Source organism: Pontibacter sp. Tf4, from assembly GCF_014212495.1.
Classification (GTDB): Bacteria; Bacteroidota; Bacteroidia; order Cytophagales; family Hymenobacteraceae; genus Pontibacter.
Genome location: NZ_JACKZC010000008.1, coordinates 63158 through 88173, shown reverse-complemented (window position 1 = coordinate 88173; position 25016 = coordinate 63158). Strand labels below are relative to the sequence as shown.

Genomic DNA, 25016 nt, shown 5'->3' with positions numbered 1-25016 from the left:
ATTTACCGGTAGTGGCGCATAACGGCGTAGGGGAAAGGAGCAAAAAAAGCGGCTTTAAGGTCAGCGGCTTTGAGACCGTTGTTTACCCAGTAGTTGCAGGTCTTCGGGAAGTAGAATTTCTCGTTGGCTTCGTAAAAATTGTCGGTTGCACTATAGCCTTTGCCGGGGATCAGCATAAAATGGCCGTTTTGGCTTTGGAAAGAACTATAGATATACGTTACCAGTTGCTGGTACTGCTTCTGCGAGAGGTTGATAGGGCGCTGGTGCTTGGTTGGTCGTAGCGGACGGCGGATATACTCCACGTGCATGGCAGAAGGTGAAGGCCAGAACACGGCATCAAGAGCTACTTCTATAGTCAGGTCGCTCCATTCGGGGGTTTGCATGTAAAAAGCACGGTCGCCCCAGCCAAAACCAATATGTGTGAAGCTACTGTCGGCGCCGGCAAAATGCTCTAACGGTATCTTTCCGCGCCAGTCTATGTAGGGTGTTTTAACAGGCAGCACCAGGTCGGTATGGATGCCGTTGGAAGTGAGGTAGATCTGTACGGAATCCTGCGCAGGCACTGGCGGAACAGCTGTGTTTACAGGTACAAAGCTCAGGATAAAGGCAGTAACTATAGTTAATAACATGGCAATTCCGGTGGCACGAAGTATGCGCCGCAGCAGCTGTGTTATAGTTGGTTTTGCCGGCATACCTCTTATGTACGATAGCAACAGCCAGGCGCAGAAACCAGTTCAGCGAAATAGAGTATACCGCTTGATAACTGCTCAGAAACTGTAACTTTACGGCTATAGTTTATACGTGCCATCCTATAGTTTATAACATGCGATACCCTATACCAAAACTTTTTGTATTTGTGCTTTTCTGGCTATGTATACCGGCTGCCTGGGCGCAGCAGCGTATCCAGACACCGGCGCAGTTTTTAGGCTACGAACTGGGGCAGCAATTCACCACCCATAACCGCATCCTGGACTATGTAACGTACCTGGCAGCACAGGTACCTGCCCACATAAAAATACAGGAGTATGGCAAAACGTACGAAGGCCGGCCGCTGGTGCTGGCTTATGTGGCATCCGAAGATAATTTGGCGCGCCTGGACGAGATACGCGAAAATAACCTGAAACTGGCAGGGATAAAACAGGGCCAGGTGCAGGGCAACCAGCCGGCTATAGTTTGGATGAGCTACAACGTGCATGGCAACGAAGCAGTGAGCTCAGAGGCAGTGCTGCAGGTGCTCTACGAACTGGCTGATCCTGCAAATACCCAGACCCGGAACTGGCTGAAAAATACGGTAGTAATACTAGACCCTTGTGTGAACCCCGATGGCCGCGAGCGCTATGTGCAGTGGTACAAACAAGCAGCCGCGCAAGGCGGAAACGCATCGCCGTACGCCTGGGAACACTACGAACCATGGCCGGGCGGCAGACCAAACCACTACTACTTCGACCTGAACCGCGACTGGGCCTGGCAGACACAGATAGAATCGAAAAAACGCCTGGAGGTTTATAACAACTGGCTTCCGCAGGTCCATGCCGATTTTCATGAAATGGGAGTGGAGTCGCCGTATTATTTCTCGCCGGCAGCTAAACCTTTCCATGAGAGCATCACGCCATGGCAGCGCCAGTTCCAGAATACCATCGGCGACTATAACCGTGCATATTTTGACAAGAACAACTGGCTGTACTTTACCCGTGAGAGCTTCGACCTGTTTTACCCGAGCTACGGCGATACATGGCCTACCTACAACGGTGCCATTGGCATGACCTACGAGCAGGGCGGATCTGGCAGGGCTGGCCTGGCTATCAAAACCCAGAACGGCGATACGCTTACCCTTACAGACCGGATTGCGCACCACGTTGCAGCCAGTATGGCCACCATGCAGGCAACTTCAGACAAAGCCGACCAACTGAAACAGGAATTCAAAAAATATCACGACAATAACCTGAACCGCCCTGCCGGCACCTATAAAGCCTTTGTGATAAAGAACGACGCTGCCAGTGCCGGAAATCTGAAAGCCCTGACAGATTACCTGGAGCGGCAACAGATACAGTATGGCTATGCAGGCAAAAGCACGTCCGGGCGCGGTTTTAACTATGCTACCGGTAAAGAGGAAAATGTAAAAATAGGAGCTGAGGATGTAGTGATCAGTATGTATCAGCCAAAATCTACGCTGGTAAAAGTGCTGTTCGAGCCAAGCTCGGCACTCGAAGACTCGCTGACCTATGATATTACGTCCTGGGCGATGCCGTATGCGTTTGGCGTACAGGCCTATGCCCTGAAAAAACGCCTTGACCCGCAGCACAAAACGATAGCAGCACAAGCAATAGCGCAGCCAACTATAGCAAAGCCTTACGCTTACCTGGCCCGCTGGAACAGCCTGAACGACCTGAAGTTTCTGACGGAGCTGATGAAGCAGGGCATTAAAGTACGCATGGCCGGCAAAGCATTCGAAACCGAAAAGCAGCAATATGCTCCGGGTACACTGATCATCACCAGAACAGGCAACGAGCGCTTAGGCGATAAGTTTGATGCTATAGTTCGGGATGTGGCTCAAAAGCATGGCATTGCACTTGGTGCAACCGGTACCGGCTTTGTGAGCAGCGGCGCCGATTTTGGCTCCGGTTATGTACGCAACCTGAAAATGCCAAAAGTTGCTCTGATGACCGGCGACGGGGTATCGCCTTACGCTTTTGGCGAAGTATGGCATTACTTTGAGCAGCAGATCAACTATCCGGTGACAGCCATCCATACATCTTATTTTAAAAGTGTGCCCCTGCATGAGTTTGATGTGCTTATACTGCCATCGGGTAACTATAGCCGTGTGCTGGACGAACAGACCCTGGAGTTGGTGAAGAACTGGGTAAAAACCGGCGGTAAATTAATAGCTATGGAAGAAGCGGCAACCTGGCTGGCTGGTAAGAAGGAGTTTGATTTGAAGAAGAAAGAAGACGAAAAAGCAGAAGACGACAAGGCTAAAAGTAAGAAAGATGAGAACCCGTACGATCTGCTGAAAACCTACGCAGACCAGGAGCGCGAGGCCTTGGCCGGAGAAGTGCAGGGCAGCGTGTTCCGGGTAAACCTGGACAAAACGCACCCGCTGGCTTTTGGCTACGGCGATACTTATTTTGCACTTATCCGTTCGGCAAATGCTTTTAAGTACCTTGAAAATGGCTGGAATGTGGGTGTTTTGAAGAAAGACAACTATACGGCAGGCTTTGTAGGCTCCGCGGCCAAACAGAAACTACAGGATGCTCTTATACTGGGCACACAACCACTGGGCAAAGGGGAAGTGATCTACATGGCCGATAACCCGTTGTTCCGAGGGTTCTGGCACAGCGGCAAACTGATGTTCGGGAACGCCGTGTTTGTAGTAGGACAGTAACTATAGTTAGAAAGGTTGGAAGTTAGGAAGTTAGAAAGGTATTAGGAAGTTAGAAAGGTATTAGGAAGTTAGAAAGGTATTAGGAAGTGCTGATTGGCCGGAATGTGGTTAATTCGGCGATAACTTCTATCTTAGCATAACTTTACCACAAACTATAACCAATGGGGAATAACAGGATCTTTAAAATATTACTGGCTGTAGCCTGCTTTCTGGCTGCCGGCCTAAATGCTTACCGCGTGTACAAAGGCGAGCACGATACGGTGGATATTATATTGGGAGTGCTGTTTCTGCTGGCCGGCTTCATGTACGTTTACCGCATCCGGAAGGGGATATAAAAAGGAAAAACCTGAAAATCTACAAATTCTTTCAAATTCAAGATTTTCAGGTTTTCAACTTTTAGCCAAAGGTACCCATATATACGGGGCTGTGTTACGGGAGTTACAGCGTTTCAGAAAAAAACTTAAATTATTTTCTGCTTTTCCCTGAAAACCCACTTTACGGCAATTACAAGCCCTTTTTAACCCGAAAATATTTTTTTAATATTTTACATCGGGTCCACGTCGGCCACCACTTTTACCCCTTTAAAGTCGGGTAGCAGGTATAATTGCTGTATGGCTTGTGCGATCTGGCCTTTTGCCTGGCGCAGGTTCACGTTTTCACGTGGAAGCTTAATGTGTATCTCGTTCAGGAACAGGTTCCGGATGCGGAAGATGTATGGAATCTCCGGCCCTAACACCTGTTGTTTGCCCAACCTGTCAGTCAGATCCTTTGCCAGAACTATAGCTGCGTTTTCTGAGGTGCGTTCATCGGCGTGTTTTACCGTAACACGGATCATACGCACGAACGGCGGATAAGCAAAACGCATCCGCTCTTCTATCTCATGGGCATACAGGGCTTCATAGTCCACACTTTTCACTTTTCGGAAAATAGCCTGCATCGGGTCGCGGGTCTGGATAAAAACGGTACCCGGTTTGCCTTTACGCCCGGCGCGCCCGCTCACCTGCACAAATAACTGAAACGCCCGCTCATGCGCCCGAAAGTCGGGGAAATGGATGATGCTGTCGGCGTTCAGGATGCCCACTAAACTTACGTTCTCAAAGTCCAGGCCTTTGGTTACCATTTGCGTCCCTACCAGGATATTGGTCTTGCCGTTCTCAAAATCAGCAATGATCTGCTGGTAACTGTTCTTTTTCTTGGTCGTGTCCAGGTCCATGCGCTGCACCTCGGCTTTTGGCAGCATCAGTTTCAGTTCGTCCTCGATCTTTTCGGTACCAAAGCCCATGCTCTTGAGTGTAGTAGCGCCACAGGCAGGGCAGTCGGATGGCATACGCTCGTGGTAGCCACAATAATGGCAACGCAGCTCGTTACTGAATTTGTGATAAGACAAACTTACAGCGCAGTTACGGCACTTCGGAATCCAGGAGCATTCGTCGCAGGCAATAAAAGGCGCATAACCACGGCGGTTCTGAAACAGGATCACTTGTTCGTGGCGGTGCAGGCGTTCCTCTATAGCTGTTAAAAGTTTCCCGGAAAAGTGGCTGTGCATGTTTTTGCGGTGCTGCTCTTCGCGGGTGTTTATCAGTTCTACATCCGGCAACTGCGCTTCGCCAAAACGTTTGGTCATGCTAACCAATCCCCAGCGGCCGGTCTGGCAGTTATAGTACGTTTCAATAGCTGGCGTGGCAGAGCCTAACAATGTTTTCGCACCCTGCAAGTGCGCCATCATCAGGGCTGTTTCGCGGGCATTGTAGCGCGGAGCCGGATCGTACTGCTTATAACTGGCTTCGTGCTCTTCGTCCACTATAATCAGCGACAGGTTATGGAACGGCAGGAAAACCGCCGAACGCACACCCACCACTACCTGGAACCTGCCCGAAAGCACGCCCTGCCACACTTCGGCCCGCTCGTTATCCGAGAACTTGGAATGGTAAACGCCCAGCTTTTCGCCAAACACCTTCATCAGGCGCGTTACGATCTGAGCAGTAAGGGCAATTTCAGGGAGTAAGTAAAGAACCTGCCCGCCACCTTCCAGCGCGTGTTTTATCAGGTCGATGTATACTTCGGTTTTACCACTGCCTGTCACGCCATGCAGCAGCACTGTGTCTTTCTCTTTGAATAAACCCAGAATCTCATCTTTCGCCTGCAATTGGTGCTCCGAAAGCGTCATCGGCAGCAAACGTGGCGAGTCATCTACCGGAAAACGGGAAATGATCTGGTCGAACTGCTCCAGCACGCCTTTCTTTATCAGCGAATCAATAGATGATTTGGACAGATGCGGGTTATTGGTGAGTACCGATTTCTCAAGTCCCTTATAGTTCAGGTTTACATCCTGGTGCACCGGCACCTGTTGCAGATAATTCAGCAGGATGTCGAGTTGCTTGGTCTTAGGTGTAAGCTGCTCGAAAAGCTCTTCCAGCATGCCCTCTTCCTGCACAAAATGCTCGCTCAGGCGCACTTTTTTCACCACTTTGGGCGAGAATTTGTCGCTTACCTGCTCAAATATGATGATCGCCTCTTTCTGAATCAGCGATTTAATGTATTTGTGATAGCTTTTGACCTGAAGCACGTTTGCTACATCGGTAAAGGTCAGGTGCTGGTTTTGCTGCAGGGCATAAATGATCTTCGCTTCCTGCGTGCTGAGCGGAATGTCGTCTTCTTCGGGATTGAAGTGCGGGTGCAGCTGTATGCGCGATTCGCTGCTCAGTTTTAAAGCTGATGGCAGCGCTGCATTGATCACTTCGCCCAGGGTGCACATATAATAGTCCGCAATCCACTTAAAAAGCTTTAGCTGCGGTGCGGTAACTATAGGCGTATCGTCCAGCACATCTAAAATATACTTTGCCTGGTAATCTGCCGGAGCCTGCTCGTGAATGTCGGCCACAATACAGCTTAACACCCGCTTTGCCCCAAACTGTACAATTACCCGCGCACCTACCAGCACATCGTCGTTCATTTCGAACGGAATGCGGTAAGTATACAGCTTGGGCAACGGCAAGGGCAGGATCACGTCGGCGAAAAGCGTAACGCGGTCCACGGCCGGCTCGGGCGGGTAATTAAAGTTCAGTAGCTCAGACAAGGGCGAGATCGATACGTGATGTACTATACAAATGTCGGAAAAAAAGGAGCGAATTGCTAAAGGCTACCTACAGAATTGAGCGGGCCCCTACCTATAGCTATAGTTTAAAATTGCTGCCTGTATTTTGCGATACAACTATAATGTACCACATTTACAGGTGCAAAGCTATAGTTCTTTAACCATTTATCTGTCAGCCAATGAGATATCCTGTTATAGTTACTGTTGCCCGCTTGCTGTTAGGGGCCATATTCGCTTTTGCCGGTTTTAACGGTTTTTTGCTGCTGTTCGGTGTAGAGCCGGTTGGACCTACCTCGTTGCATGTGCCTTTTATGCAGGTGCTGGTTGCCACACCGTATGTTATTATTCCGCTAAAGGCAACTGAGCTCTTAGCCGGGGTAATGCTGCTGTCGAACAGGTTTGTACCGCTGGCGCTGCTTATGCTGGTGCCCATTGGCCTTAATATCTTTCTTTTTCATGTGTTTGCCGACCCGGGCCTGTTGCTGAACGGTATAGTTGTAGTAATACTACTGGCTTTACTGTTATATCACTACAGAGCTTATTACCTGCAACTGCTGGTTTCTAAAGCCTGATCACAGTGCCGGGAATTTGGATTCCTGTTGCCAGCCCTTCAGTTGTTTCAATGCTTCGCCGGGCGTGGTTACCGGCAACTGGCAGGTTTTGTTATAGCACACATAAATGGTGGTTTTGCCATCTACGGGCAGCTTATCTGATAGCAAAGGCAATGAGCTTTTGTGGTCGCTTCCCATCAGTACCATGTTCGGGAGGTAAAAGGAGCTAAGCTCTTCGCGCATTTTGGGTACCTGTTTACCAACTATAGCTACTTCGGCGGTTGGTGTAAGCAGGTTATGGTACAAAATGGCCCAGTGGCTCAGGTGCGATGGCTCTTTTAATAAAAGCGATTTCACGGCCTGTAACATAGCATTTGCTATTTCCTGGTACTTAGCGTCATCAAAATATAAGCCCAGCAGGTGCAGGTTAACGGCCATGACCGCATTTGACGAGGGAATAACGTTGTCAAGCAGCTCTTTTTTGCGGGCTATCAGTTTCTCGGAATCCTTATCTGTAAAAAAGAAAAGCTTTTCTTCCGGGTCGTAGAAATGCGAGAGGGTATACGCCGCGAAGCGGCGGGCGTGGTGCAGCCAGGTTTCGTTAAATGTCACTTCGTACAACCGTATCAGGGCCGAGATTAGCAGGGCATAATCTTCCAGGAAGCCATCTATAGTTGCTTTACCGTTCTTATAGGTGTGGCATAGTTTATCTCCTTCGCGTAGCTCCTCGAACAGGAAATCAGCATTCCGGAGTGCCAAGTCCAGGAAACGTTTTTCCCCGAATACATAATACGCATCGGCCAGCGCTTTCAGCATCAGGGCATTCCAGGAGCAGAGCATCTTATCGTCTAAGGCTGGCTTCAGGCGTTTTTCGCGTGCCTTTAAGAGTGTTTTTTTCCAGCCAACTATCATTTCCTGCAGTACTTCCGGCTTCAGTTCGTTTTCGCGGGCAAAGACCTCGTTGCTCAGCTGGCGGTGCAGTATATTGCGGCCATGTTCAAAATTACCAGAGGCAGTAGCGTTATAATACTTCGAAAAAAGTGGCTCTTCGTCCTTCAGAATACGATGCAGCTCATCCTTGGTAAAGGTGTAATATTTGCCTTCCATGCCTTCGGTATCTGCATCCAGCGACGAGTAAAAACCATTTTGCTCACTCATCAGCTCGCGTTCCACAAACCGGACCGTCTCATAGACTACCTGCCTGAAAAGCGGGTCTTTTGTAACCTGGTAAGCTTCCGAGTAAAGTGTGATGAGCTGCGCATTGTCGTACAGCATTTTTTCGAAGTGGGGCACCAGCCAGCGTGCATCAACGGAGTAGCGTGCAAAGCCGCCGCCTATCTGGTCGTAAATGCCACCATACGCCATTTGGCGGAGTGTCAGGTTTATCTGTGCCAGGGCTGTTTCGTCGTGAGTGTGGTTGTAGTAGCGCAGCAGAAACAGGTAAGTGGTAGGCATTGCAAACTTAGGAGCCGGGGCCAGTCCGCCATATTCCCTGTCGAAGCGTTTGCTCAGGTGTTGGTATAGTTGCTTGAATTCACTTTCGCTGAGTTCGATGCTGCCCGGGGCCAGCCTATACTTTTCCAGGTCGCTGAGGCGCAGGTGCGAGGCAAGTTCTTCAGCCGTCTCATCCAGTTCCTGCTGGTTTTGCTGGTAGGCTTCAGCTATAGTTTGCAACAGCTGCATCCATTGCTTGGGAGGAAAGTAGGTACCGCCGTAAAATGGTTTGGCTTCCGGGTTCAGGAAAACATTTAGTGGCCAGCCTCCCTGTATCCCCATGGTTTGTACGGCATCCATGTAAATGGCATCTACATCGGGGCGTTCTTCGCGGTCTACTTTTATGCAGACAAAATGGCTGTTCATCAGGGTGGCTACCTGCTCGTTTTCAAAGCTCTGGCGCTCCATAACGTGGCACCAGTGGCAGGCAGCGTAGCCAATGCTTACCAGGATCGGTTTATTTTGTTGCCTGGCAAGTTGCAGGGCTTCTTCGCCCCAAGGGTACCAGTTTACGGGGTTGTAGGCATGCTGCAGCAGGTAGGGGCTGCTTTCCTGTATCAGCTTGTTTGGTTTCCTGTCGGCCATAAATAGCGTGTGTTTACAACTGTTCTACGGCTGGCAGGCGTTGTCAGGTATAGTTCAAGACGGCAATTGCTGTTCCTGAAGTGCCCGTAACTCCGAATTTGCCTCTATCTGGTATTTTGCGGTAAGTTGCTGCAACTGTGTCAACGTACTCCGGATAAAAGCCTGGTGTGCTGCTGAGCTGGCATGAAAAGGCCGGTGCGCTACAGCTCTCCTGATCTTGTCCCACTCGGGTATAAACTGCTGGTAGGTGGGGTGCAGGTAGGTTTTTGCAAATTTCTGCCAGATATAATCTTCCGCAACAGGGGTTGGGTGCAGCATATCGGGGCCATAAAAACGGTAGTCGCGCAGATCGTCCAGCATAATTTCGTAAGCCGGAAAGTAGAGTACGTCCTGAAGTTGACGGGTCAGGTAATGTGCAGCCACCCGGAGGATAGATTTACTTACGCTGTTTACCTGGAGCGTTTCCTTTACGTGGCGCACCGGGCTAACCGTAAGTACGATCTGCAGCCCGGGGTTTAATTGTTTCAGCGCTTCGTAACTATAGTTTAAGCTTTTCGTGATCTCGTCTATAGTTAACAGTTCGCGGGTAAACTGGCGTGCCGGCAACTTATGGCAATTGGCAACTACAGTTCCGGTGTCTGCTACTGTATAGGATACCGCCGTGCCTAAGGTAATGATCAGCAGTCTGGCCTCCTGCAAATGCCGGCATGTCTGCGCTATCCGTTCCCTGATCAATTGCAGTAGTTCCTCCTTGTCAGGCGAAGAAAGGGAGGAATGCAGGTCGTAACTATACCAGATGCCGTCGCGCTGCACCAGGCTTTCTTCAACCGCCAGGTCCTGTCCGGCTACGGCCCGTAACAACTTACTTACCGAGACCGGGTTGAATATAGTTCCAAACGGATTTACCAGTACATCGGCTTTGTAATCCTGCAGTTTGTGGCCAATGACCTCGGCAAAACACGAGCCTATAGTTACCACTTTGTCAGTCAGGGCAAGTTGAAGTGTTGTGGGAGTAACATCTACTTCGGTGCGGAACATAGGCTATAGTTGCTGGTTACGGGTTTAACTACAAAGTTATAGTTTACGGAACAGGATAAATAAAAAAGGGCTCCGGATTTCCCCGGAGCCCTTTCTGTAAGCATTCAACTGATTACTCAGCTACCACGTTAAATTTAACAGTGTGCTTCACTTCTTTGTGCAGGTTGATTGTAGCTGTGTACTCGCCGGCAGTTTTTACATCCTGGTCGAAAGAGATACGCTTACGATCTACATCAAATCCTTTTGCTTTAAGTGCTTCAGCAAGCTGGTTTGTAGTAACAGAACCGAAGATCTTACCAGTCTCACCTACTTTAGCAGGGATTTCCAGTGTCAGATCACCGATGTTGTCAGCCAGTGCCTGTGCATCAGCTTTGATTTTCTCAGCTTTGTGAGCAGCCTGACGGATGTTCTCAGCTACGATTTTTTTGTTTGATTTATCAGCGATAACAGCAAAACCCTGTGGGATCAGGTAGTTCAGGCCGTAACCTGCTTTTACTGTTACGATATCGTTCTTGTAGCCTAAGCCTTTAACGTCATCTTTAAGTATTACTTCCATCTCTTAGTCCCTCCTTATTTTAAAGAATCTGTTACATAAGGTAAAATAGCCAGGTGACGTGCTCTTGCAACGGCCTGAGATACTTTACGCTGGAACTTAAGGCTTGTACCTGTCAATCTTCTTGGAAGGATTTTGCCTTGCTCATTTACAAACTTCAGCAGGAAGTTACCATCTTTATAGTCGATGTACTTAATGCCGCTTTTCTTGAATCGGCAGTATTTCTGGCGATTCTCCTGCTTGTGCACTCTTTCGTTAACTAAGCTCATTATCCTTTAACCTCCTCTTTTTTAGCTTGTTTAAACTCGCCATTTCTTCTGCGCTCGTTATAAGCAACTGCGTGCTTATCCAGTGCAGTAGTCAAGAAGCGAACAACTTTCTCGTCACGACGGTAAGCCAGCTCTAACTGGTCTACAATGGTGCCTGGAGCTTTAAACTCGATGAGATGATAGAAACCGGTTGATTTCTTCTGGATTGGGTAAGCAAGCTTACGCAGACCCCAGTTCTCTTCGTGGATAATGTCGGCGCTATTTTCCTTAAGCACCTGTCTGAACTTCTCGACCGTTTCTTGCATCTGCGTCTCGTTCAATAGAGGCGTCAGGATGAAGACCGTTTCGTAATTTTTTAATTCCATTCTGTTGTAGAATTTTTTTGATTTTAGCCCGCAAATATACGGGTAAGTATTTTGAAAAACAAAGTATTACCGGAATAAAAACAAGGGCCGCAGACAACGCCCGATAAACTATAGGCCGGAAATTGAATTGCCTTTAAAACCTGAAAACCGGAACCTGCGGGAGAATGGTACAAAAGGCAAAAAAAATTTGCATTAAAAACTATTCGGTAAGTAGGGGAGTATACCTGAAAATGTTTGTACTTTTGCTATAGTTTATTTAGTATATCAAAGCAGGATAAATTATAACTGAAGGTGTTCTTAATTTATAATCATTCTAAATAAAATAGGCCAAAAATGAATTTCAGACCAGTTTTTGCGCATTTGCCATCTACAAACTCCTAAGGCTCAGGTATGGTTCCAAAAATAAAAAGTATGTATTTGAATAATGGAATACGAGTAGTAGATTTGTGCCCGAAAAGTAAATTCACCATTATACTAAACTCACAAGGGATGATGGCTATGATTAGCTGTATACTTAAACCTACACACAAAATTTTTCTTGCCTTCTTACTGGCACTGACTGTAACCTTCGGGGCGCAGGCACAGCAAGCAAGCGAGCAGGCAGATGTAGCTGCAAAAGGAGTAGAGCCAGGTTCTACCGAAGGCGCTGAGACAGGAACTGCAGACCCAGCCATAATTGATGCCGGTGCTGCCTTATTTAAAAATAACTGTGCGGTGTGCCACTCGGCCGGCAGCGATGTGATCGTTGGTCCTGGCCTGAAAGGGGTGACCAGCCAAAGAAGCGAGAGCTGGCTGATCAGCTGGATCAAAAACTCGCAGGCCCTGATTCAGTCTGGAGATGAGCATGCTGTTGCTATCTATAATGAGTATAACAAGCAGGCCATGCCGTCATTTGCTTTCTCTGACGACGAGATCAAGTCTATTCTGGCTTATATCGATGCGCAGGCAAATGTAGCCGCTGCTACGCCAACTACGGTGGCAGGCCCTGAAGGAGCTGTACCAGGCCAGAACGTGGGTACCGATGCAATCGGTGCTGTAGGTGGCTATCTGGATATAGTGCTGGTAGTGCTGATCATTGTGCTTATCGTGCTGGTTATCACATTATTGCTGATCACCTCACTGCTTAAGAACTACCTGAACAAGAACCGCGAGCTTGACGAGACCGATAAAGAGGTTGTTAACCAGCGTTTCGATTTCTCTAAGATTTACAAATCAAAAGCCGTACGTACCCTGGTGGTGCTGATCTTTGCAGTAGTGTTGCTGGATCTGGCTATAGATAAAACAATGGGTATCGGTATACAGCAGGGATATGCGCCTAAGCAACCAATAGCTTTCTCGCACAAACTGCACGCCGGCGAACACCAGATCGACTGTAACTACTGCCACACTACTGTTTACGAAAGCAAGAGTGCCAGCATTCCTTCGGCCAATATCTGTATGAACTGCCACAGCCAGATCAAGAAAGAGTCTCCGGAGATACAGAAGATTTACAAAGCCATTGAGCGCAATAAGCCAATTGAGTGGGTTCGTATCCACAACCTGCCGGATCTGTCTTACTTTAACCACTCGCAGCACACGCAGGTTGGTGGTGTAGAATGCCAGACCTGCCACGGCCCTATCCAGGAAATGGATGTTGTTTACCAATACTCTCCGCTGACAATGGGCTGGTGCATCGACTGCCACCGCGAAACTCCGCTTAACACACAAGGCAACCAGTACTACGACAACCTGGTGAAACTGCACGAGCAGTCTTCTAAAGGTGCCTTTACTGTTGCTTCAAACGGCGGTACCGAGTGCTCTAAATGCCATTACTAAGCAGTCAAATATTATCTGATATTCGAGTTTTCTAAATATATTATGCAAGACAGAATAAAATACTGGAAAGGAATTGAGGAGTTAGAAAATACTCCGGAGTTCGCTAAGCTCGCTCATAATGAGTTTCCAGAATTCCTGCCTATTGGTGAAGGCAGCGGCGAGAAGCCTTCAGAAGGTGGCAAAACACACCGCAGAGACTTTCTTAAACTGCTTGGTTTTAGTGTAGCTGCCGTGTCGCTGGCTTCGTGCGAGGCGCCGGTAAGAAAAGCTATTCCTTATCTGAACAAGCCTGTTGATGTAGAACCGGGTACAGCTAACTGGTATGCTACAACTTATTACCTGAACGGTGATTACAACAGCATCCTTGTTAAGACCCGTGAGGCACGTCCGATCAAAATCGAGCCTAACCCTTCTTCGGCGCTTACACCACTTGGTACAAGCTCGAGAGCACAGGCGGCGGTTCTGAGCGTATATGATAACAACAGACTGCGCACACCTTTACTGAAAGGTAAAGAAGCGAAATGGGAGCAGGTGGATAAAGAGATCACTTCCCGTTTAGGCTCAGTAAGCGGTAAAGTTGCATTTGTATCGTCAACTGTAATTTCCCCATCTACCAAGCAACTGATCAATGAGTTCGGTTCTCGTTTCGGGAACTTTGAGCACGTAGTATACGATGCCAACTCTTCTTCAGCACTGCTTGCAGCCAACAATGGTACAGTTCCTGGCTACGACTTCAGCAAAGCGAACATTATTGTAGGCGTTAATGCTGATTTCTTAGGTACCTGGTTAGCGCCGGTTATCTTTGCTAAGCAATACATTATAAACCGTAAGCTTTCTGCTGAGAAGAAAGATATGTCGCGCCACTACCAGTTCGAAACGATCATGTCGTTGACTGGTGCAAACGCTGATATCCGTGTTCCGATCAAGCCTTCAGATGAATTTGCTATAGTTTCTGCATTACACAGTGCTATAGTTGGAGGTGGTGCAGCTGGTAAAGTGGCTAACATCGATGAGAAAGCACTTGCCAATGCTGTAAAAGACCTGAAAGCTAATGCTGGTAAAGCACTGGTAGTTTCTGGTTCTAACGATCCGTCTGTTCAGGCAATGGTTGCTGCCATTAACAATGCACTTGGTGCAAATGGTACAACTATAGATGCTGCATCTCCTTACTTTGTGAAGCAAGGTAACGATGCACAGATGATCCGCCTGATCAATGATATGAACAATGGCTCTGTTGGTGCTGTGTTCTTCTATAATGCTAACCCGGCTTACGATCATCCGCTGGCTGATAAAGTTGTAAGCGGTCTGAAGAAAGTTGCGCTGAAAGTATCTTTCGCAGAACGTATTGATGAGACGGCAGCATTAGCTGATATCGTTGCTCCTGACAACAACTTCCTGGAGTCGTGGAACGACTATGAACCGAAGAAAGGTTACCTGAGCCTGGCGCAGCCGGTTCTTTCGCCGATCTTCACAACCCGCCAGATGCAGGACAGCCTGCTTACCTGGAGCGGTAACACTACAAGCTACTACGAATACATCCGCAATAACTGGAGAAAAGTTATTACCGGCGACTTTAATAAAGGTTGGGAGCAGGCAGTACACGATGGTATACTGCAGAACGGCAGCAGCATGCTGACGGTAACTAACACTTTTGCTCCTGCAACTATAGCTGCTTCAGGTCTGGCCAAACCAGCATCAGGCGCTATTGAAGCAGTGCTTTACGAAAAAGTAAGTATTGGTAGCGGTGTAGAAGCAAACAACCCTTGGCTGCAGGAAATGGCAGACCCGATTTCAAAAGCAACATGGGGTAACTATGTAGCCATGCCACGCAAGATGGCAGAAGAGATGGGCCTTGCTCAGAATGATGTAGTGAAGGTAACTATGGCTAACGGTACTGCTATCGAGTTGCCGGTTCTGGTTCAGCCAGGTCAGGCACAGGGTACAGTAAGTATTGCGATGGGTTACGGCCGTAACCTAGATTCGATGCCGGTTGCTAAAGGAATTGGCGCAAATGCCTTCCCGATCGCTACTGTAGTAAATAACAGCATCAGCTATACCAGCCCGGTTAAAATTGAAAAAACGGGTGCAACTTCTGAAATTGCCCAGATGCAGACACACCATACCATTATGGACCGTCTGGTTGTTCAGGAGAACACACTTGTTAACTATATCAAAAATCCGAAAGAGGTAACAGAGTACGTTCGCATCGCCACACACGATGGCCCTGCAAAACCGTCTACTATCTCGCTTTGGGATGACTACGAGTACAAGAACCACCATTGGGGTATGGTTGTAGACCTTAACTCCTGTATTGGTTGCGGTGCTTGTACAATAAGCTGCCAGGCCGAGAACAACATTCCGGTAGTAGGTAAAGCTGAAGTTTTAATGCGCCGTGAAATGCACTGGATGCGTATCGACAGATACTATAGTGCAGTAGAGCACGAGCCGAAGGATTACGCAACAATGGAAGACCCGGCAGAAAACCCTTCTGTTATCTTCCAGCCGATGATGTGCCAGCACTGTAACCACGCTCCTTGCGAGACTGTTTGCCCTGTTGCTGCTACCATGCACAGCTCTGAAGGTATCAACCAGATGGCTTATAACCGTTGCGTAGGTACTCGTTACTGCGCTAACAACTGCCCTTACAAAGTACGCCGCTTCAACTGGTTCGCTTACGCTAACAACGACAAGTTCGACTACACCATGAATAACGACCTGGCTAAGTTCGTACTGAACCCGGATGTTACTGTTCGTGGACGTGGTGTGATGGAGAAATGCTCTTTCTGCGTGCAGCGTGTGCAGCTTGGTAAGTTAGAGGCGAAACGTGAGAACAGAAGACCGAAAGACGGAGAAATCGTTACGGCCTGTGCTCAGTCTTGCCCTACAGATGCGATCGTGTTTGGTGATATGCTTGATAAAGAAAGCCGTATCTCTAAAATACTGGCACGTGAGCATGGCGAGCGCGCCTTCCACGTACTGGAAGAGCTAAACGTTCAGCCAAACGTGACTTACCTGACTAAAATTAGAAACTTAGCTTAAAAATAAAATTCGAGAGAGTTATGCAGCATGTATCTCCGATAAGAGAGCCTCTTGTAACAGGGGGGAAAACATACCACGACATCACCGAAGATGTCTGCAGACAAGTTGAAGCAAAGCCTAACATACGTTGGGCTGCTGCTCTTGCTGTAGCCCTGGTAGGCCTCGCTATATTTATTTACTCTGTTTACCGCACACTATGGTATGGTATCGGCGAATGGGGTCTGAATAAAACAGTAGGTTGGGCATGGGATATCACCAACTTCGTATGGTGGGTAGGTATTGGTCACGCGGGAACGCTGATCTCCGCCATCCTTTTGCTGTTCCGTCAGAAGTGGAGAACTTCTATTAACCGTGCAGCAGAGGCGATGACGATCTTTGCCGTAATATGCGCCGCGATGTTCCCGGTTCTGCACATGGGGCGTCCGTGGTTAGCATACTGGGTACTTCCATTGCCAAATACGTTCGGTTCGCTTTGGGTTAACTTTAACTCACCGCTTCTTTGGGACGTATTCGCTATTTCAACGTATTTCTCTGTTTCTTTAGTATTCTGGTACATCGGTCTTATTCCTGACTTTGCTACCATCCGTGACAGAGCAACTGGTCCGATTGCCAGAAGAGCTTACTCAGTTCTTTCAATGGGCTGGACAGGTTCTGCGAAAGCATGGTCCCGCTACGAAACGGTTTCCCTTATCCTTGCCGGTCTTGCAACACCACTGGTACTTTCGGTACACACCATCGTATCCATGGACTTTGCAACATCTGTAATTCCAGGCTGGCACACCACTATCTTCCCTCCATACTTCGTGGCTGGTGCGATCTTCTCTGGTTTCGCCATGGTGTTAACCCTGATGATCATCACCAGAAAAGTGTTCCACTTAGAGGACTACATTACGCTGGAGCACGTGGAGTCCATGAACAAGGTAATTATCCTGACAGGTTCTATCGTTGGTATCGCTTATACTACTGAGTTCTTCATCGCCTGGTATTCAGGAGTGGAATATGAGCAGTATGCGTTCATCAACCGTGCCTTCGGTCCTTACTGGTGGGCTTACTGGTCAATGATGACCTGTAACGTGATCACGCCTCAGCTGTTCTGGGTTAGAAAAATCAGAAGAAGCCTGACAGCGACCTTCATCATCTCTATCTTCGTGAACATTGGCATGTGGTTCGAGCGTTTCGTAATTATCGTAACCTCGCTGCACAGAGACTATCTGCCTTCTTCATGGGCGATGTTCTCTCCAACCATTATTGATATCGGAGTATATGTGGGTACAATCGGATTGTTCTTTACACTTTTCCTTCTGTTCTGTAAATTCTTCCCGGTTATTAACATGGCAGAGGTAAAAGCGATCCTGAAATCATCTTCAGGAGTGAAACACCACCATACTTCTCATGCAAAATCTATGCATGGCACTGCACCAGAATCTAACACTAATACACCTCATAGCAATGAATAAGAAGTTTGTTTTAGGTATCTACGATGATGAAGATGTGCTTTTAGAAGCCATCGAAAACGTACGGGCTGCCGGCACTAAGATTTATGACGTATTCTCGCCATACCCGGTGCACGGTATTGATGATGTGTTAGGTATCAAGCGCTCCAGACTTCCGATCGTTGCTTTTTTCTGCGGTCTGTTCGGAACATCTTTCGCGCTTTGGATGCAGATCTGGATGCTGGGTTTTGACTGGCCGATGATTATAGGTGGTAAGCCACACATTGCTATCCCGGCATTTATTCCGGTAACTTTCGAGTTAACGGTACTTTGCGCGGCCTTCGGTATGGTGATCACGTTCTTTATCGTGCAACGTCTGAGACCATCACTAAAAGTTAATGTTTTTGACAAGCGCTCTACAGACGATAAGTTTGTAATGGCAATTGAAGTTAAAGAAGGCGTAACAGATATGAACGCTTTAAACAGCCTGCTTCGCTCTAACGGCGCCATTGAAGTAAACGAGAAGGAGGTAATCAAGTAATGAAAAATTTCATGAATATCGGCTTAAAAGCCTCTGCTGTACTTTTCTCTTCTGCGGTGCTGTTTGCCTGCAGCAATGATCAGGATCCGGGTCTGGAGTATGCTCCGGACATGTATCACTCAGTTCCGCTTGATCCTTACTCTCAGATAAAGGATAACAAGTACAATCCGGGTGGTATGAACATGCGTCAGCCAGCTCCGGGTACTGTTGCCCGTGGCAAACAGGGATACAATATGCACCTGGCCGAGGACAATGCTGAGGCAGCTGGCGTTGCGCTACAGAACCCGTTGGAAAGAACTGACAAACACCTGGCGGAAGGCAAAATCCTTTACGTTCGTTTCTGTTCTCCTTGCCATGGCGAGCAGGGCGATGGTCAGGGTCTGGTTGGTCAGAAGTTTAAAGGGGTACCATCCTATACAGCCGGCCGTGTTGCTGAACTACCAGCCGGACATATCTACCACGTGATCACCAATGGTCGTGGACGTATGATGCCACATGGTTCGCAGGTTGATCCGAATGAACGCTGGAAGATTGTAATGTATGTGCAGCAGCTGCAAAAAGGAGAGACAGGTACATCAGCAGGAACAGAAGCTGCCAGTGATACAACTGCTACAGCAGAAACAGCAACTCCTAATAACTAAGACAGAAGCATTAATTATTAAGAATAATGACAGAAGAAAGACTCATTATACCACGAAAAACCAATAACAAGTTTTTCTTGATGATAGCTATAGGTGTTGTGCTGGTTATTGCAGGCATCATTTTTATGGCTTCAGGTGGTGGAGCGGATCATGGAGCAGGTCATGGAGAAGTAGCAGGGCACGAGCCTGCAAGCTGGCTAAAGCGCTTACTCATGAGCTTATGGTTAAATAACGTATATTTTAGTGGTATTGCCATTATCGGCGTATTCTTTGTGGCGGTACAGTACGTGGCCTATGCTGGCTGGTCTGTGCTTATCAAAAGAATACCGGAAGCTCTTGGCTACTTCCTACCAATAGGCGGTGCGATCATGATCATCCTGTTCCTGGTGGGCGGACATGACATTTTCCACTGGACACACGAATACCTGTATGACATCAATGACGAGCGCTATGACCCGATCATTGCTGGTAAAGCAGGTTATCTGAACTTCTGGTTCTTCCTGATCAGAATGATCATATTCTTCGCGGTTTGGATACTTTTCTTTAACTGGCTGAGAAGAAACTCTGTTAATGAGGACCTGCAGGGTGGCACAGCGTACTACCACAAGAGCATCAGAATTTCAGCTATGTTCCTGGTTTTCTTTGGTGTGTCTTCTTCAATGGCTGCCTGGGACTGGGTACTGTCAATTGACACGCACTGGTACTCTACTATGTTTGGCTGGTATGTGTTTGCCAGCTGGTTTGTAGCAGGTCTTGCAGCAATCACGCTAACCGTTATCATCCTGAAGCAGAATGGCTACCTGAAAATGGTGAACGCCAACCACCTGCACGACTTAGGTAAATTTGTATTTGCTTTCTCTATTTTCTGGACCTACATCTGGTTCTCTCAGTTCATGCTGATCTGGTATGCAAACATTCCGGAAGAATCTCTTTACTTCCTGGCTCGTCTGGATGAGCATTACAAGTGGGTGTTCTTCACTAACCTGATTGTAAACTTTGCATTCCCTTTCCTTGTATTAATGACAAGAGATGCGAAACGTCAGATGATCATGCTGAAGATCGTAACTATAGCTATCCTGCTTGGCCACTGGTTGGACTTCTACCTGATGATGATGCCGGGAACAATGCGCGGAGATGCTGGAATCGGCTTTATCGAAATAGGTTCGACACTGGTATTCCTGGGTGTATTCCTGCTTACCTTTACAAAAGGACTTGCAAAAGCTTCTCTTGTGCCGGTTAACCATCCATTCCTGGAAGAAAGTGTTCATCATCACGTTTAAAAGATATTACTAAAGACAAAATATAATGATTACGATCGCTATTGGTATATCCATACTCCTGCTTTTAGTAGTTCTTTTCCAGCTTTTCAGGATTGGAACGCTTGCCTCCATCTTCAGAGGATCGTCGCAAAAAGCAGCGGGTACAACAAAGACAAGTAATAAGGTTAACAGTACGATGTTACTGCTGTTCCTGATAATAGGTGGAGCAGCATTCGTATGGTCTTTTGCAGCTGCCTGGGACGATATGAACCAGCCGCTTGCTTCTGTTCACGGTGAGTGGACAGATGAGCTGTTCTGGACAACAATGATTGTTATCGGTATTGTGTTTGTAATTACGCAGATACTTCTTTTCTGGTACTCATACAAATTCCAGCATAAAGAAAATAAGCGTGCTTACTATTATCCGCACAATAACAAACTGGAAATCATCTGGACAACTATACCGGCTGTGGTAATGGCACTACTTGTGTTTGCCGGCTGGAAAACTTGGACCAAAATTACAAGCTCAGCACCTGCTGATGCCGTTGTAGTGGAGGTAATGGGTAAGCAGTTTAACTGGATGGTAAGATACCCTGGTCCGGATGGCAAGCTGGGTGTAACCAAGACAACGCTTATTGATGCAACAAATGAATTCGGTATTGATTTTTCTGATCCAAACTCGCATGATGATATCGTGAATCCATTGGAAATTCACGTACCAAAAGGTAAGCCTGTATTGTTTAAAATACGTTCAAGAGATGTGATCCACAGTGTGTTCCTGCCACACTTCCGTCAGAAGATGGATGCCGTGCCAGGTATGCCGACAAAGTTCTGGTTCGTGCCTACTAAGACAACAAGTGAAATGCAGAGCGAGACAGGTAACTCAGAGTTTAAATATGAACTTGCCTGTACAGAGATCTGCGGCCGTGGCCACTTTGCTATGCGTTATGTAGTGGTGGTGGATGAGCCTGAAGATTATGAAGCATGGTTGGCAAAGCAACAAGCTTTTGCAGTTCAGAATCCTGACGTGGTAGCTAAATTCACCAGTGCAGCTGGCCAGAAGCCAGCAACTGAGGAAGCACCAGCACCAGTTGCCGCAGAGTAGAGTAAAAGAATTATAGCATTTTAAATACTTAGAAAATGTCTAGTACAGATATCGCTATTCACCAAACGGATATGCACCATGGTCACGACGAGCATGAGCATCATCACGATCAAAACTTTTTTGAAAAATACATCTTTAGCCTGGACCATAAAGTAATTGCCAAGCAGTACCTGTTCATGGGTATCGCCTGGGCTTTTATTGGTGGTTTCATGTCTATTCTGTTCCGTCTGCAACTTGGTTGGCCGGAAGCTACTTTCACGTTCCTGGAGCCGATCCTGGGACAGTGGGTACAGAATGGTAAACTGGATCCGGAATTCTACCTGGCATTGGTAACGATGCACGGAACGATCATGGTGTTCTTCGTACTGACAGCTGGTCTGAGTGGTACATTCAGTAACTTCCTGATTCCGTTACAAATCGGTGCCCGTGATATGGCATCTGGTTTCATGAACATGCTTTCTTTCTGGATATTCTTCTTAGCCAGTGTGATCATGTTCATCTCTATCTTCTTAGAGACAGGTCCTGCAGCTGGTGGCTGGACGATTTATCCGCCACTAAGTGCCCTTCCACAAGCTATTAAAGGTTCTGGTACTGGTATGACAATGTGGTTGATCAGTATGGCCTTGTTCATTGTATCTCAGTTGTTAGGTGGTGTTAACTATATTACCACAGTTATCAACCTGAGAACAAGAGGTATGTCTATGACAAAACTCCCACTGACTATCTGGGCGTTTTTCCTGACTGCTATCTTGGGTCTGTTATCATTCCCTGTACTTTTATCAGCTGCCCTGCTTCTGATCTTCGATCGTAGCTTTGGTACAAGCTTCTTCCTTTCAGATATCTATATCGCCGGAGAGGCACTTAGCCAGACTGGTGGTAGCGCTATCCTGTTCCAGCACTTATTCTGGTTCCTGGGTCACCCTGAAGTATATATCGTAATTCTCCCAGCATTCGGTTTGGTTTCTGAAGTAATTGCTACCAATGCACGTAAACCGATATTTGGTTACAGAGCCATGATCGGATCTATGTTGGGTATCGCCGTACTTTCTTTCGTTGTATGGGCGCACCACATGTTCGTAACCGGTATGAACCCGTTCTTAGGTTCGGTGTTCATGTTCCTTACCTTGATAATTGCAGTACCTTCTGCGGTAAAAGTGTTTAACTGGTTGGCAACACTATGGAGAGGTAACATCCGCTTTACAGCTGCCATGCTGTTTGCGATCGGTTTCGTATCCCTGTTTATCTCTGGTGGTCTTACTGGTATTATCCTTGGTAACTCAGCGCTGGATATTCAGTTACACGATACATACTTTGTAGTAGCTCACTTCCACCTGGTAATGGGTGCTGCAGCATTCTTCGGTATGTTCTGCGGTGTTTACCACTGGTTCCCTAAAATGTTCGGACGCATGATGGACGAGAAACTAGGCTTTGTTCACTTCTGGTTAACATTCATCGCCGTATACCTGGTTTTCATGCCAATGCACTATGTAGGTATTGCTGGTTTCCCAAGAAGATACTATAACTGGACTGGTTTTGAAGCTTTCAACATCTTCACAGACCTGAACACCTTTATCAGTATCGCTGCTATCTTAGGTTTTGCTGCACAGTTTATATTCCTGTTCAACTTCATCTATAGCATCTTTAAAGGTCGCAGAGCAACGCTTAACCCTTGGCACTCTAACACTTTGGAGTGGACTACGCCAATCAACCCAGGTCACGGCAACTGGCCAGGAGAGATTCCGGCAGTATACAGATGGCCTTACGATTATAGCAAGCCAGGTGCTGCTGAAGACTTTATTCCACAGACAGTACCATTCTCTCAGACGCAGTCATCGAATCTGCCTCAGGAGCGTGTATTAGAATAATTTATCATGGTTAACAAATCTTCTAAAATAGTTAAGTTTAGAAGAATAGGAGTACTAACAGTATTTGCTGTATACTTTCTAATCTTAGTTGGAGGAATCGTAAGAAGTACGGGATCAGGAATGGGGTGCCCAGACTGGCCAAAGTGCTTCGGAAGTTGGGTTCCTCCAACTAATGTTAACCAACTGCCAGAAGACTACCTGGAAGTATATAAGGAAAAGCGGATTGCCAAAAACCAGAAACTGGCGGGCTATTTAGAAACTGCCGGCTTTGATAAGGTGGCAGCCTATATCTTTTCGCATCCAAGCCAGTACCTCGAAACAGAGTTTAATGTAACAAAGACCTGGATCGAGTACCTGAACAGACTGGTTGGTGTTGCAATCGGTATCCTTATATTTCTGACAGTGCTTCAGGCGGTTCCTTTCCTGAAATCAGACCCAGCAGTATTCTACCTGTCCTTTATCAGTTTTATACTGGTAGGCATTGAAGGCTGGTTAGGATCTATAGTTGTTTCCACTAACCTGCTGCCTGTTACCATTACCATTCACATGGCATTGGCACTTGTACTGGTAGCTTTACTGCAGTATGCGGTAGTAAGGGCAGAGGAGCGACAGAACACTGCAACCTTACCTGCCAGCAGTAAAATAAAGTGGATGTTATGGGCTGTATTGCTTGTAACATTTGGTCAGATACTGTTAGGAACGCAGATAAGGGAAGAAATTGACATTATTGCCTTTACCCTGGGAAACGCCCAGCGTGATAAATGGATTGAGAACTTAGGGACAGATTTTTATATCCATCGTTCTTTCTCGATTGTGGTAGTGGCAATGCACCTGTACCTTGCTTATTTGTTGTATAAGCTGAAAGATGCAAGAATAAACCGCTGGACCAACATTATGCTGGCCATGATTGCGGCAGAGGTTATCTTCGGGATAATTCTGAGCTATTTTGCCATGCCACCTGTGGTACAGCCATTGCATCTTACTTTTGCAGCGTTGCTGTTCGGGGTGCAGTTCATGATTTTGATAATTTATTATTACGCCTCTAAAAAGGCGGTTAACAGATCAGTAGCTTTTGTATAGTGATGTTGATAGAAGAGAATAAGACGCTGCTGCCAGTAACAAGTGTGGGACACAAAGCCTTGGCATATTTTAAACTGCTCAAGTTCAGGTTAAGCTTTACAGTTGCTTTTTCGAGCGCTATAGGGTTTATGCTGGGCAAGCCGGGAGCACCTTACTGGGAGATAGTTCTGGTTTTTATTGGTGGTTTACTTGTAACAGGATCAGCCAACACAATTAACCAGATACTGGAACGCAACCATGATAAATTCATGAAGCGCACTGCTAAAAGGCCAATGCCAACAGGTGCACTGAGCGTTCCGGAAGCTATCTTGTTTTGTGTACTGACTGGAGTAGCAGGACTGGTGTTGCTGGCATATACATTTAACATACTTGCAGCAGCTTTCTCGTTACTTTCGCTTGTTCTGTATGGCTTTGTTTATACACCGCTAAAGCGCATCAGCCCTATCTGTGTTTTTGTAGGTGCTATACCGGGAGCCATGCCACCCCTGATCGGGTGGGTAGCTGCTACAGGTGTACTGGGCGTGGAAGCCTGGATCTTATTCGGGATTCAGTTTATATGGCAGTTCCCGCACTTCTGGGCAATTGCCTGGGTGCTGGATGACGACTATAAAAAGGCTGGTTTTAAGATGCTGCCATTTGAGGGTGGTAAGAATCTTAAAACAGCTTTCCAGATCATGATCTATACGTTGGTACTGATACCGTTAAGTCTTTTGCCATTACAGTTTGGCATGACTGGTAAAACTTCTGCTTTAATTGCAGTGGTGTGTGGGGTACTGTTTCTGGCTCAGACCTTTTATCTGATGCGCACCTGCTCTAAAAAGGCAGCGATGAACATCATGTTCGGGTCGTTTTTGTATTTACCGATCGTACAGATCGCTTTTGTTTTAGATAAAGTTAACCTATAGTT

20 protein-coding genes are annotated in these 25016 nt (G+C 47.1%); 13 read left to right on the top strand and 7 right to left on the bottom strand.

Annotated features, from left to right (window positions below; translation table 11 throughout):
• Positions 1-2: 2 nt before the first annotated feature.
• The gene (locus tag H7F15_RS14230) at positions 3-692 is read right to left on the bottom strand and encodes a TIGR02117 family protein (RefSeq protein ID WP_185197658.1); all 690 of its coding nucleotides are present in this window, start codon (positions 690-692) and stop codon (positions 3-5) included.
• A 131-nt stretch (positions 693-823) separates the two neighbouring features.
• On the opposite strand from H7F15_RS14230, the gene H7F15_RS14225 reads away from it, so the two are divergent.
• The gene (locus H7F15_RS14225; RefSeq protein ID WP_185197657.1) at positions 824-3382 is read left to right on the top strand and encodes a M14 family metallopeptidase; all 2559 of its coding nucleotides are present in this window, start codon (positions 824-826) and stop codon (positions 3380-3382) included.
• 161 nt (positions 3383-3543) lie between these two features.
• Positions 3544-3717 (top strand): hypothetical protein, encoded by a 174-nt coding sequence (locus tag H7F15_RS14220; RefSeq protein ID WP_185197656.1) that lies wholly within the window; start codon positions 3544-3546, stop codon positions 3715-3717.
• 209 nt (positions 3718-3926) lie between these two features.
• Here the strand turns inward: H7F15_RS14220 and priA are convergent, their stop codons facing one another.
• Entirely contained in the window at positions 3927-6458 is a 2532-nt protein-coding gene (gene priA / locus H7F15_RS14215; RefSeq protein ID WP_185197655.1) for a primosomal protein N', read from the bottom strand.
• A gap of 197 nt (positions 6459-6655) precedes the next feature.
• Between priA and H7F15_RS14210 the strand changes: the two genes are divergently transcribed.
• Positions 6656-7048: a hypothetical protein gene (locus H7F15_RS14210; RefSeq protein ID WP_185197654.1), complete on the top strand. Its 393-nt coding sequence runs from the start codon at positions 6656-6658 to the stop codon at positions 7046-7048.
• Here H7F15_RS14210 and H7F15_RS14205 read toward each other — a convergent pair whose 3' ends face one another.
• The 5 genes from H7F15_RS14205 to rpsF form a co-directional block, all read right to left on the bottom strand.
• Entirely contained in the window at positions 7049-9106 is a 2058-nt protein-coding gene (locus tag H7F15_RS14205) for a thioredoxin domain-containing protein (protein ID WP_185197653.1), read from the bottom strand.
• Between the two features lie 54 nt (positions 9107-9160).
• On the bottom strand, positions 9161-10144 hold the full coding sequence (locus H7F15_RS14200) for a GSCFA domain-containing protein (protein ID WP_185197652.1): 984 nt from the start codon (positions 10142-10144) through the stop codon (positions 9161-9163).
• Between the two features lie 112 nt (positions 10145-10256).
• Entirely contained in the window at positions 10257-10700 is a 444-nt protein-coding gene (gene rplI, locus H7F15_RS14195; protein WP_185197651.1) for a 50S ribosomal protein L9, read from the bottom strand.
• Positions 10701-10714: 14 nt separating this feature from the next.
• On the bottom strand, positions 10715-10966 hold the full coding sequence (gene rpsR / locus H7F15_RS14190) for a 30S ribosomal protein S18 (RefSeq protein WP_007652662.1): 252 nt from the start codon (positions 10964-10966) through the stop codon (positions 10715-10717).
• Positions 10966-11331, bottom strand: a complete 366-nt coding sequence (gene rpsF / locus H7F15_RS14185; protein WP_163915235.1) for a 30S ribosomal protein S6 — start codon at positions 11329-11331, stop codon at positions 10966-10968. Before rpsF ends, rpsR begins: the two co-directional genes overlap by 1 nt.
• A gap of 489 nt (positions 11332-11820) precedes the next feature.
• Between rpsF and H7F15_RS14180 the strand changes: the two genes are divergently transcribed.
• Genes H7F15_RS14180 through cyoE form a run of 10 tightly spaced genes read left to right on the top strand, consistent with a single transcriptional unit; the run spans position 11821 to position 25014 of the window.
• The gene (locus H7F15_RS14180; RefSeq protein ID WP_255481258.1) at positions 11821-13146 is read left to right on the top strand and encodes a c-type cytochrome; all 1326 of its coding nucleotides are present in this window, start codon (positions 11821-11823) and stop codon (positions 13144-13146) included.
• A 42-nt stretch (positions 13147-13188) separates the two neighbouring features.
• The gene (locus H7F15_RS14175; RefSeq protein ID WP_185197650.1) at positions 13189-16185 is read left to right on the top strand and encodes a TAT-variant-translocated molybdopterin oxidoreductase; all 2997 of its coding nucleotides are present in this window, start codon (positions 13189-13191) and stop codon (positions 16183-16185) included.
• Positions 16186-16205: 20 nt separating this feature from the next.
• Positions 16206-17642, top strand: a complete 1437-nt coding sequence (gene nrfD / locus H7F15_RS14170) for an NrfD/PsrC family molybdoenzyme membrane anchor subunit (protein ID WP_185197649.1) — start codon at positions 16206-16208, stop codon at positions 17640-17642.
• Entirely contained in the window at positions 17635-18159 is a 525-nt protein-coding gene (locus H7F15_RS14165) for a DUF3341 domain-containing protein (protein ID WP_185197648.1), read from the top strand. Before nrfD ends, H7F15_RS14165 begins: the two co-directional genes overlap by 8 nt.
• Positions 18159-18800 (top strand): cytochrome c, encoded by a 642-nt coding sequence (locus H7F15_RS14160; protein ID WP_185197647.1) that lies wholly within the window; start codon positions 18159-18161, stop codon positions 18798-18800. The genes H7F15_RS14165 and H7F15_RS14160 overlap by 1 nt, the downstream gene beginning before the upstream one ends.
• Before the next feature lie 26 nt (positions 18801-18826).
• Positions 18827-20080 (top strand): quinol:cytochrome C oxidoreductase, encoded by a 1254-nt coding sequence (locus tag H7F15_RS14155; RefSeq protein ID WP_185197646.1) that lies wholly within the window; start codon positions 18827-18829, stop codon positions 20078-20080.
• 25 nt (positions 20081-20105) lie between these two features.
• The gene (locus tag H7F15_RS14150; protein WP_185197645.1) at positions 20106-21164 is read left to right on the top strand and encodes a cytochrome c oxidase subunit II; all 1059 of its coding nucleotides are present in this window, start codon (positions 20106-20108) and stop codon (positions 21162-21164) included.
• A gap of 35 nt (positions 21165-21199) precedes the next feature.
• Positions 21200-23029: a cbb3-type cytochrome c oxidase subunit I gene (locus H7F15_RS14145; RefSeq protein WP_185197644.1), complete on the top strand. Its 1830-nt coding sequence runs from the start codon at positions 21200-21202 to the stop codon at positions 23027-23029.
• Between the two features lie 6 nt (positions 23030-23035).
• Entirely contained in the window at positions 23036-24109 is a 1074-nt protein-coding gene (locus H7F15_RS14140) for a heme A synthase (protein WP_185197643.1), read from the top strand.
• 2 nt (positions 24110-24111) lie between these two features.
• Positions 24112-25014 carry a heme o synthase gene (gene cyoE / locus H7F15_RS14135; protein ID WP_185197642.1) on the top strand — a complete coding sequence of 301 codons (903 nt, stop codon included), beginning with the start codon at positions 24112-24114 and terminating at the stop codon, positions 25012-25014.
• Positions 25015-25016: the final 2 nt, after the last annotated feature.